Below are 7796 nucleotides of genomic sequence, written 5' to 3'. Positions count from 1 at the left end.
GTTTGGCGCGGGGGTCGGGGGTGGTCATGGTTGGGTTCCTTTGGGTTTGGGTTGTTTTGGGGCTGTCTGAAAGGCGGTTTTCCATTTTCAGGTAGCCTTTTTTTGCCTGGCGGGGCTACCTGAAAAACAGCCGCTGTTTTCAATATACGTCGCGCTGGTAGCGGCCTTCCTGGCGCAGGTTGTCGAGGTATTCGTCTGCGTCGTCGGCGCTCAGGCCGCCTTGTTCGGCGATGGTGTCGAGCAGGGCCTGCTCTACGTCTTTGGCCATGCGCGAGGCGTCGCCGCACACGTAGATGTGCGCGCCCTGCTGCAGCCATTGCCACAGTTCGGCGGCTTCTTCGCGGATTTTGTGCTGCACGTAGATTTTCTCTTCCTGATCGCGCGACCAGGCGAAGTCGTATTTGTTGAGCAGGCCGTCTTTCGCCCAGCCCTGCCATTCGGTTTGGTAGAGGAAATCTTGGGTGAAGTGCTGGTTGCCGAAAATCAGCCAGTTTTTGCCACTGTCGCCGTTGGCGGCGCGCTGCTGCATGAAGGCGCGGAAGGGGGCGACGCCGGTGCCCGCGCCGATCATGATCACGGGCGTGTCGGGGTTTTCAGGTAGCCTGAAGCGGGGGTTTTCCTCCACGAACACGCGCACGCTGCCTTCTTCTTCCAAACGTTCACCCAGAAAGCCGGAGGCGGCGCCGGTGCGCGGGATGCCGTTGTGTTCGTAGCGCAGCACGCCCACGGTGAGGTGCACTTCCTCGCCCACTTCTTCGGGCGCGGAGGAGATGGAGTAGAGGCGCGGGGCGAGCGGGCGCAGCAGGCCGGCGAGCTGCTCGGCGGTGAGCGCGGCGGGGTATTGCGACACAATGCCGGCAATCGGGTTGGCGGCGGCGTAGGCGGAAGCGTCGGCGGCGGCCTGCTTCAGCTCGGGATTGCCGGAGATTTCGGCGTAGCCCTGCACGAACTGCGGGGTGTTCAGGCCGATTTCCCAATCGTGCAGCAGGGCTTCGCGCACGGTTTTGCCCTGCCCGCCCGCATTCACCGGCTCGTCGCCCTTGAGCGAGACGGCGGCGAGGATTTCGTCCACGACGGCGGGGTCGTTTTCAAACCATACGCCCAGCGCGTCGCCCGCGCGGTATTGCAGGCCGGAGCCGGAGAGGTCGATTTCGATGTGGCGCACGTCTTTTTCCGAATCGCGGCCGGTGATTTTCTGGCGGACGAGCAGGGTGGCGGGGAAGGGGTTGGCCTTGTTGTAGGCGGATGCGGGCGCGGCGGGGGCGGGGCTACCCGAAGCGTTGCCCGTACCGGTTGCAGCTGCGGCGGGCGCGGCGGCCAGGCTGCCCACCAGCGGCACGATTTTGTCCAGCCAGGCGGCGGCTTCGGCCTGGTATTCCAAGTCACAGTCCTGCCGCTCCAGCAGGCGTTCGCCGCCGAGTTTGGCTAACAGTTCGTCGAAACTTTTGCCCGCGCCGCAGAACATGGGGTAGCTGGAGTCGCCCAGCCCGAGCACGGCGAATTTGAGGCCGGAAAGTTGGGGGGCTTTTTTGCCGCTGAGCAGTTTGTAGAGGCTGAGCGCTTCTTCAGGCGGCTCGCCTTCGCCCTGGGTGGAGGTAACGAGCAGCACGAGTTGTTCGCCTGCGATGTTTTTGGGTTTGTAGTCGGCGGCGGCAGGCGCACCGATGCCGGGCTGCACGGCCTGCCCGCCGGCCTGCGACCAGCAGTAGCCGGAGAGCCAGGCCAGCTGCAGGGGGTTGAGCGCGGCGATTTGGGCGGCGAGTTCGGGGGGAAGCGGGTTCATGGCGGGTTCCTTGGTATGGGTTTGTTATGGGTTGGGCTACCTGAAAATTAAGGGGCGGATTGTTGGGTTACGGCTTGCAGGCTAATCCAACCTACTCTTGCTGCGGGCTACCTGAAATTTGGTCGTCAGGTTTTCAGGTAGCCTTCTCTCACGGGAAAAGGCGGCGGTTTCAAACGGCCTTTGTTTGTTCTGTTCGGCATTTATGTCCGATCTGCAGGCTACCTGAACGTTGGCCGTCGGGTTTTCAGGTAGCCTTTGGGGTTTACGCAGGCTTTGCGGCATGCCGCCCTCTCCCACGGGAGAAGGGGCGGTTTCAGGTAGCCTGTTCTGCCTACTGTGTTTTGCCCGCTGCTTCTGCGTCGGTCAGTATCATGCCGGCGGCGGCAGTGTGGTTGGTGGCTTCGTCTATCAGGATGAAGGCGCCGGTGGCGGGGTTGGCGGCGTAGGGGGTGCAGACGACGGGTTGCGCCAGCGCGAGCTCGACTTCGCCCAGGTCGTTCATTTCCAGCGTGTTGCGCCCGGCGGAGTGGCTGAGGGTGTGCACGTCCCACACGCGGCGTACGGCGGCGATTTTGGCGGGCACGGTGCGGGTGGTGTGTTTGAGCAGGTATTTGCGGGCGGGGTTGAGCGGGCGGCTGTCGAACCAGCACAGGGTGGCGGCAAGGCGGCGCTGCGGCGCAAGCTGGCTGGCGGCGGAAAGGATGGTGTCGCCGCGCGAGATGTCGATGTCGTCGGCGAGGAGGAGGGTGGCGGGTTCGCCTGCGGTTGCCTGATCCACGCTGCCTTTGAGGCCGATGATGCCGCGCACGCTGCTTTCGAGCCCGGCGGGTTCGACGCGGATTTTGTCGCCCACGCGCACGCTGCCGGCTTCGATGCGGCCTTGGTAGCCGCGGAAGTCGTCCTGTTTGCTGCCATCGGCGCGCTGCACGAGCTGTACGGGGAAGTGGAAGTCTTGCGGCGCTTCGGACACGCCTTCGCCTGCGGGCAGGCTTTCCAGCACTTGCAGCAGCGAGCCGCCCCGGTACCACGGGGTGTGGGCGCTTTCGTGCACGATGTTGTCGCCGTTGAGAGCGGAGATGGGGATGAAGCGGGTTTCGGGCAGGCCGAGAGTGTCGGCCAGTTCGCGGTAGGCGGCAGCAACGGCGTTGAATTTTTCTTGGCTGAAGCCGAGCAAGTCCATTTTGTTGACGGCCACGATGATGTGTGGGCAGCGCAGGTGGCGCAGGATGGCGGAGTGGCGCTTGGTTTGCGGCAGCAGTTGCAGCGGCTGTTGGGAAAAATCGAGCTGGGCGGCGTCGATGAGCAATACGGCGGCGTGGGCGGTGGAGGCGCCGGTTACCATATTGCGGGTGTATTGTTCGTGGCCGGGGGTGTCGGCGATGATGAATTTGCGGCGGGCGGTGGCGAAGTAGCGGTAGGCCACGTCAATGGTGATGCCTTGTTCGCGTTCGGCTTCGAGGCCGTCGGTGAGGGCGGAGAAGTCGATCGCGCCTTGGCTGCGGCTGCTTTCGAGGCGGCGCACCTGGTCGCCGAGCAGGGCTTTGCTGTCGTAGAGCAGGCGGCCGATGAGGGTGGATTTGCCGTCGTCCACGCTGCCGGCGGTGATGAAGCGCAGGGGGGCTTGGCGGTGGGGGCTGGTCATGATGTCGGGCTTTCTTTGGGTGGGTTGTTCGGGTTTCAGACGGCCTGGGAGGCGGGTCTACGCTGTTTCGGGTGCGACTACCTCCGTCTGCACGGGGCGGGGCGAAGGGCTTTCAGGCCGCCGCTGCCGTTTTGCGGGCTCGGGCGCGGGCATTCGCGTTCCAAATCCGCTCCGGCTGAGTCGGCTTGCGCCTGCGGCTGGCCCGGCCTGCTTTTGCCGTTTGTCTGTTGGCGGGCGGCGGCCTGCCTTGCGGCTTTTTAGACTACCTGAAAAACGGTGCAGGGCTTTTTCAGGTAGCCTTCGGGCTAGAAATAGCCTTGTTTCTTGCGCTGCTCCATGGCGGCTTCGCTCACTTGGTCGTCCATGCGGGTGGCGCTGCGTTCGGAGATGTCGGCCAGGGCGGTTTCGGCGATGATTTCGGCGGGGGTGGCGGCGCTGCTGGCCACGGGGCAGGTGCAGGAGATGTCGCCCACGGTGCGGAAGCGCACGGACAGTTCTTCTATCTGTTCGCCTTCGCGCGGCGGGGTGAGTTCGGTTACGGGCACTAAGAGGCCGTTGCGGCGCACCACTTGGCGGCGGTGGGCGTAGTAGATCGGCGGCAGGGCGAGCTTTTCGCGTTCGATGTATTGCCAAATGTCGAGTTCGGTCCAGTTGGATATGGGGAACACGCGCAGGTTTTCGCCGGGGTGCAGGCGAGCGTTGTAGATCGACCAGAGTTCGGGGCGCTGGTCTTTGGGGTTCCATTGGCCGAATTCGTCGCGGAAGGAGAAGATGCGCTCTTTGGCGCGGGCTTTTTCTTCGTCGCGCCGCGCGCCGCCCATCAGTGCACCGAAGCCGTGCTCTTCGATGGTTTCAAGCAGGGTGACGGCCTGGGCGGCGTTGCGGGAGTCGGTTTTGCGCCGCAGTACCACCGTGCCTTTGGCGATGGAGTCTTCCACGCTGCCGACGATGAGCCGCGCGCCGGATTCCCGGGCGGTTTGGTCGCGGAAGGCGATGACTTCGGGGTAGTTGTGGCCGGTGTCGATGTGCACCAGCGGGAAGGGCAGCGGGATGCTCCGCCCGGGCACGGCGAAGGCTTTGCGGGCGAGGGCGAGCAGGACGACGGAGTCTTTGCCGCCGGAAAACAGGATGGCGGGGTGGCGGCATTCGGCCAGCACTTCGCGGATGATGTGGACGGATTCGGCTTCAAGCCAGTCGAGGTGGTCGTTTTGCAGGGTGGCGCTCATGGCGGGCTTTCTGTGTCGGGTTGGTTGTTCGGGTTGCGGTTTCAGGTAGCCCGTGGCGGGCTGGGGCTACCTGAAAATATCGGGCTTGCGGCGGGCTGAAGAGTCCCTTACGTTTTTTCAGGTAGCCTTTTGGGTTGCGGTGGCTATTTGTGCAGGCCGCATTCTTTGCTGTCGCGGCTTTCCCACCACCAGCGGCCGGAGCGGATGTCTTCGCCTTCCTTCACGGGCATGGTGCAGGGTTCGCAGCCGATGCTGGGGTAGCCTTGGCGGTAGAGTTCGTTGAAGGGCAGGCGCTGCTGCAGGGTGTAGGCCCACACTTCCTGTTCGCTCCAGTCGAAAATCGGGTTGTATTTGGCGATGCCGCGCGCGTTGTCGTGTTCGGCCAGGACGAGCTCGCTGCGGGTTACCGACTGCCCGCGGCGCTGGCCGGTGAGCCAGGCGTCGGCATCGGCCAGGGCGCGGTTGAGCGGCTCGACTTTGCGGATGTGGCAGCAGCGCTTGCGCAACTCCACGCTGTCGTAGAAGGCGTTCAGGCCGTGGGTTTGCACGTATTCTTCCACCGCTTTTTCTTCGGGGTAGTAGAGGCGGAAGTCGAGCGCGGGGTAGCGACGGCGCACTTCGTCGGCCAAATCGAGGGTTTCGGCGTTGAGGCGGCCGGTTTGCAGCATGAACACTTCCACGCGCAGGCCTTGCTGCGCCAGCAGGTCGGTAATCAGCATGTCTTCCACCGCCAAACTGCTGGCCAGCTTCACGCGGCTGTGGCGGCGGTAGATTTCCAGCAGGCGGCGGCGCAGCGCGGCGGTTTTTTCAGGTAGCCTTTGGTACACGGCGGAAATGGGGCGGGGAATCTGCCACAGCTTGGGGCGGAAGGATACGGCGGAAGCGGTTTCTTCGCGGACAACCGGGATTTCTTGAATATTCACGGTATTCCCCCTCACGCCGCCTGTCCGGCCGCTGCGGCGGGCTGCTGCACATACCGGCCGCCCTGTTCGTCCTGCCGGCCGGGCTGGGCGCCGAACCAGGCCAAATCCTGCCGCAGCGCCACGGTTTCGCCGATCACCAGCAGGGCGGGCTGGGCGGCTTGCGCGGCCAATTCGGACAGCTCGGCCAGGCTGCCGGAAAACACCTGCTGATACGGCAGCGTGCCGCAGCTGATGACGGCGGCGGGCGTGGAGGCGGCGCGACCGTGCGCAATCAGCTCGCGCGAAAGTTCGGCGGCCTTAATCGTGCCCATATACACCACCAGCGTCTGCCGGTTCTGCGCCAGGGCGGGCCAGTCGGGCGCTTCGGCGTCGATTTTGCGGTGGCCGGTGATGAACATCGCGCCGTGCGCGTGGTCGCGGTGGGTGAGCGGGATGCCGGCGTAGGCGGCGGCGCCCAGTGCGGCGGTGATGCCGGGCACCACTTCAAACGGGATGCCCGCTTCGCGCAAGGCTTCCAATTCCTCGCCGCCGCGCCCGAACACGAACGGGTCGCCGCCTTTGAGCCGCACCACGCGTTTGCCCGCGCGGGCATGGCGCACCAGCAGGCGGTTGGTTTCCTCCTGCGGCACGCTGCCGCCGCCGGCGCGCTTGCCCACGCAGATTTTGTCGGCATCGCGCCGCACCAAATCCAGCACCGCATCCGACACCAGCGCGTCGTACAGCACCACGTCGGCTTCCTGAATGCGCTGCAGGCCTTTGAGCGTGAGCAGCCCGGCATCGCCCGGCCCCGCGCCCACCAGCGCCACTTCGCCGCTTTGCGGCCGCTCCCCGGCCAAATGCCGCCACACCAGCTGCCCGGCCTCGCGGCTGCGGCGGCTTTCCGCCAAACGCCGGAAGGCGGCGGAAGCAAACAGCCTTTCCCAGAAGCGGCGGCGCTGCGTCGTATTGCCGAGCCGCGCCTTCACGCGGCCGCGCCATTGCCCGGCAATCTGCGCCATCACGCCCAACCCCTGCGGCAGCAGGGCTTCCAGCCTCTCGCGCAGCAGCCGCGCCAGTACCGGCGCCTTGCCGCCGCTGGAAATGGCGATTTGGATGGGGTTGCGGTCGATAATCGAGGGGAAGATGAAGTTGCAGCGGGCGGGGTCGTCCACCGTGTTCACCAGCAGGCGGCGGCTCTGCGCGGCTTGGAACACCCGCTCGTTCAAATCGGAATCATCGGTGGCGGCCACGGCGAGGAAGGCCGTGTCGAGCAGTTCGGGCGAGAACGCGCGTGCCGCCCACTCCACCCTGCCCGCGCCATGCAGCGCGGCCACTTTCGGATGCAGCCTGCCCGCCGCAATGCGGACAAGCGCGCCGCAGCGCAGCAGCAGGCGGATTTTGCGCAAAGCCACATGACCCGCGCCCACCACCAGCACGGGGCGGCCTTTCAAATCGGCAAACAAGGGGAAGTAGTCCATTTCCGTTCTCACTCTAAAACCGTGCGCCTATCATAGGCGAAGCGGCGGGGAGAACGGAAAGACTGATTTCGCCATTAGATAGAAGGAAAAATTATATACGCGGCAACTTATTGTTGCTAAACATTTATTCTAAGCGCGTATCTTGAACGCCGGCCGAGGCCGCCCGCCCGGTTTCGGGTTTGCGCTCGCAAAACAGGCGGGGGCAGCCGTGCGGGCAACAGACTTCCTGCAAAACGGGAAATGCCGGAAGGGCAGGTTGCGGTTTGCCGCCGCGCAGGCAGGGTAAGGATGCCCGGGTTGCCGGAATCCAAATGTTTCAGCCGACCCGCCCGCCTCTTGCGGCCGGTTTGGGTTTCCGCCGGGCTTTTTGCTTTCAACCCCGGTTTGGATTTTCGCAAGAAGCCTGATATACGGAACCGTTTCAAACGCCGGGCGCGGGGCGGAAAATTGCGCCAAGAGACCTTTGCAAAAATCCCCCTCCACCCAACAGCCGAAGCCCAAACCCAAGCTTCCGGCTGTTTTTTGTTCCCAATTTCCCTTTTTTCTCCCCGGATACCTGATTATCAGGCATCCGGGCCGCCTTAGGCAGCAACAGGCACACTTAGCCTGTTGGCCGCTTTCAACAGGTTCAAACACCCTGTAGAAACTAGTAGCGTTGTTTACAGTATTTCCAGGAGAATACTGAAATATGAACATGCACAAAAACACCCGTCTCACCCCTCACCACCGCCAAGCCATTTGGCTGGCCTACACGCAGGGGAAGGA

At 64.2% G+C, this 7796-nt stretch carries 5 protein-coding genes and 1 pseudogene; 1 reads left to right on the top strand and 5 read right to left on the bottom strand.

Annotated features, from left to right (window positions below):
- Positions 1-139: 139 nt before the first annotated feature.
- The 5 genes from ACTHTQ_RS11025 to cysG all read right to left on the bottom strand — a co-directional run bounded on the left by ACTHTQ_RS11025 (position 140) and on the right by cysG (position 7031).
- On the bottom strand, positions 140-1783 hold the full coding sequence (locus tag ACTHTQ_RS11025; protein WP_440363945.1) for an assimilatory sulfite reductase (NADPH) flavoprotein subunit: 1644 nt from the start codon (positions 1781-1783) through the stop codon (positions 140-142).
- 331 nt (positions 1784-2114) lie between these two features.
- Positions 2115-3425, bottom strand: coding sequence for a sulfate adenylyltransferase subunit 1 (locus tag ACTHTQ_RS11020; RefSeq protein WP_440363944.1), 1311 nt, complete (start codon positions 3423-3425; stop codon positions 2115-2117).
- Positions 3426-3730: 305 nt separating this feature from the next.
- A complete protein-coding gene (gene cysD / locus ACTHTQ_RS11015; RefSeq protein WP_440363946.1) occupies positions 3731-4696 on the bottom strand; it encodes a sulfate adenylyltransferase subunit CysD in 966 nt (321 codons plus the stop codon).
- Positions 4697-4794: 98 nt separating this feature from the next.
- A complete protein-coding gene (locus ACTHTQ_RS11010; RefSeq protein ID WP_440363943.1) occupies positions 4795-5574 on the bottom strand; it encodes a phosphoadenylyl-sulfate reductase in 780 nt (259 codons plus the stop codon).
- Positions 5575-5585: 11 nt separating this feature from the next.
- Entirely contained in the window at positions 5586-7031 is a 1446-nt protein-coding gene (cysG, locus tag ACTHTQ_RS11005; protein WP_440363942.1) for a siroheme synthase CysG, read from the bottom strand.
- A gap of 688 nt (positions 7032-7719) precedes the next feature.
- Between cysG and ACTHTQ_RS11000 the strand changes: the two are divergent.
- Positions 7720-7796 (top strand): annotated as a pseudogene (locus ACTHTQ_RS11000) (helix-turn-helix domain-containing protein); the annotation flags it as partial.

Origin of the sequence: Neisseria sp. P0020.S003 (assembly GCF_051957095.1) — a bacterium.
In the GTDB taxonomy this organism is placed as follows: Bacteria; Pseudomonadota; Gammaproteobacteria; order Burkholderiales; family Neisseriaceae; genus Neisseria; species Neisseria subflava.
Note: the sequence above shows the minus strand (reverse complement) of the source record. Positions and strands in the feature narration are given on the sequence as shown.

What these genes read in the sequence shown, in the direction of transcription:
- ACTHTQ_RS11020 (WP_440363944.1), bottom strand. Translation starts at nt 3,425, where the DNA reads ATGACCAGCCCCCACCGCCAAGCCCCCCTGCGCTTCATCACCGCCGGC.
- cysG (WP_440363942.1), bottom strand. Translation starts at nt 7,031, where the DNA reads ATGGACTACTTCCCCTTGTTTGCCGATTTGAAAGGCCGCCCCGTGCTG.
- ACTHTQ_RS11025 (WP_440363945.1), bottom strand. Translation starts at nt 1,783, where the DNA reads ATGAACCCGCTTCCCCCCGAACTCGCCGCCCAAATCGCCGCGCTCAAC.